The 2,080-nt window shown below is 73.6% G+C and carries 1 protein-coding gene; it reads right to left on the bottom strand.

Features of this window, described 5'->3' with window-relative positions:
- Window positions 1–1,510, bottom strand: a 1,510-nt coding sequence (locus ACTUAL_RS00225) for a peptidoglycan D,D-transpeptidase FtsI family protein (RefSeq protein ID WP_440898834.1), incomplete at its 3' end; no start/stop codon positions are given.
- Window positions 1,511–2,080 lie beyond the last annotated feature (570 nt).

Genomic DNA, 2,080 nt, shown 5'->3' with positions numbered 1-2,080 from the left:
CCAGCTCGGTGCGGGAGCCGTCGGCGCCCACCTCGGCCTTGATGATCCTGGGCGGCACGCGCAGGCCGTCGTTGCCGATGGCCTGGTACATGCCGGTCATCTGCAGCAGGGTCATGTTGAGTCCCTGGCCGATGGGCAGGTTGCCGAACGTGGAGCCGGACCACTGCTGGCGCGGCGGCACCAGGCCCGCCTCCTCGCCGGGCAGGCCGGAGCCGGTGCGGGTGCCGAGGCCGAACTTGGTCAGCAGGTCGGCGAAGCGGTCCGCCCCGACCTGCTGGGCGGTCATCAGGGTGCCGACGTTGGAGGACTTGGCGAACACCCCGGTGAAGCTCATCTTCTGGGTGTCGTGCCAGGTGGCGTCCTTGATGGTGCGGTCGGCGACCTTGATGCTGCCGTCGACGGTGAGCACGCTGTCCGGCTGGTAGATGCCGTCCTCGATGGCCGCGGCGGCGGTGACGATCTTGTTGACCGAGCCGGGCTCGAAGTTCGCGCTGACCGCCGTGTTGCTGCGCTGGGCGTCGGTGGCGCGGCCGAAGTCGGTGGGGTCGAACGTCTTGTCGTTGGCCATGGCCAGGATCTCGCCGGTGGCGGTGTCGAGCACGACCGCCGACGCGCTGTCCGCGCCCGCCTTCCTGGCGTAGTCGGTGACCATGTTCTGCACCGCGTACTGGGTGTCCAGGTCGATGGTCAGCTCCAGGCTCTTGCCGGGAGTGGCCGGGGTGATCTCGCGGGAGCGGCCGGGGCCGGGGATGACGACGGTGTCGTTGCCCTGGACGGTGTCGACGATGCGGCGGCCGTTGGTGCCCGACAGCAGGTTGTTCTGCGAGTTCTCCAGCCCGAGCAGGCCCTGCGTGCCCGGCGGCTGCTGGTCCTTGCGCCAGTTCGCCGCGCCGACGATGTTGGAGGCCAGCTCGCCGTTGGGGTAGACGCGGACGGCGCGGCGCTCGAAGCCGACGTCGGCGTACCGCTCGCTGATCGCCTCGGCCTTGTCGGGCTCGACGCGGTCGGCGATCTCGGTGTAGCTGATGTCCTTGGTGAGCAGCGCGTAGACGGTGTCCGCGTCGGTCTTCTGGCCGGACACCTCGCGCCCGAGGGTCTTCTGGACGAACTCGGCGATCTCGCGGGCGCGCTCCTCGTAGCTCTGCAGCTCCGGGTTCTTCTTGACCTCCTCGTCCCACTTCTGGCGCATGAGGGCGGGCAGCACGTAGAGCGCGCGCGCCTCGATGCTGAACGCGAGCTGGTTGCCGTTGCGGTCGGTGATGGAGCCGCGCTCGGCCGGGATGTCGATCGGGGTGGCCCGCTGCCGCTCGGCCTGGGCGGAGAGCGCCTCCGCCTGGAAGCCCTGCACCTGCACGAGCTTGACGCCCGCGGCGAGCAGGGCGGCGATCAGCAGCACCCGGCCGACGGCGATCCTCAGGCGGCTGTTGGCGGCCTTCCCGCGCTTGGCGGGCACGGGCCTGCGGACGGACAACGGACGGCGCGCGGGCCTGCCGCGCGATGGCCCCGGCATGACTGACCTCCTGGGATCGTGCGCGCGGGCCGGTGGGCGGGCGCGCTCGTGGCGTCCGCCGGACGGCGGCGCTGCGGTGTTCGTGCCACGCGTCGCGGCGCGGCGCGTGCGGAAGGCGCCGGTGGCGCGGCGGGCGCTAACCCGCCGGACCACGACGCGCGCGTTCTCCGAACCCCTCCCGCTCGCGGAGCGGGAGGACGAACACCGGCCGGATCACCAGGCCGGGCAGCGGTCCCGCCCGACGCGCCCCCACGCGCGCGGACCGCACACCCCCGTGACAGCGCTGGGACGCCGAGGGCCCCCACGGCCCCGGTCGTCCCGGCCGCGCGCCCCCCGGCGCTCGACCGATCTCCCCGGAACCCCGTTCCGGGACACGTGCTCCCCCGCGGCGCCCCGGGTCGGGCGGTCCCGCCCGACCCGGCCCGAAAACGCCGAACCGCCGCGCCCACCCCGTGGACGCGGCCAACCCCTCTGTGCCACACCTGGTCCCCGCGCGCGTGCGGCCCGCGGCCACCGCGCGCCGGGGAGCGTCCGGCGCTAGCCCGGCGGCTGCTGCTGACCCTGCTGCTC

This window comes from Actinosynnema sp. (genome assembly GCF_052038725.1).
This window is presented reverse-complemented; position numbering and strand designations above follow the sequence as displayed.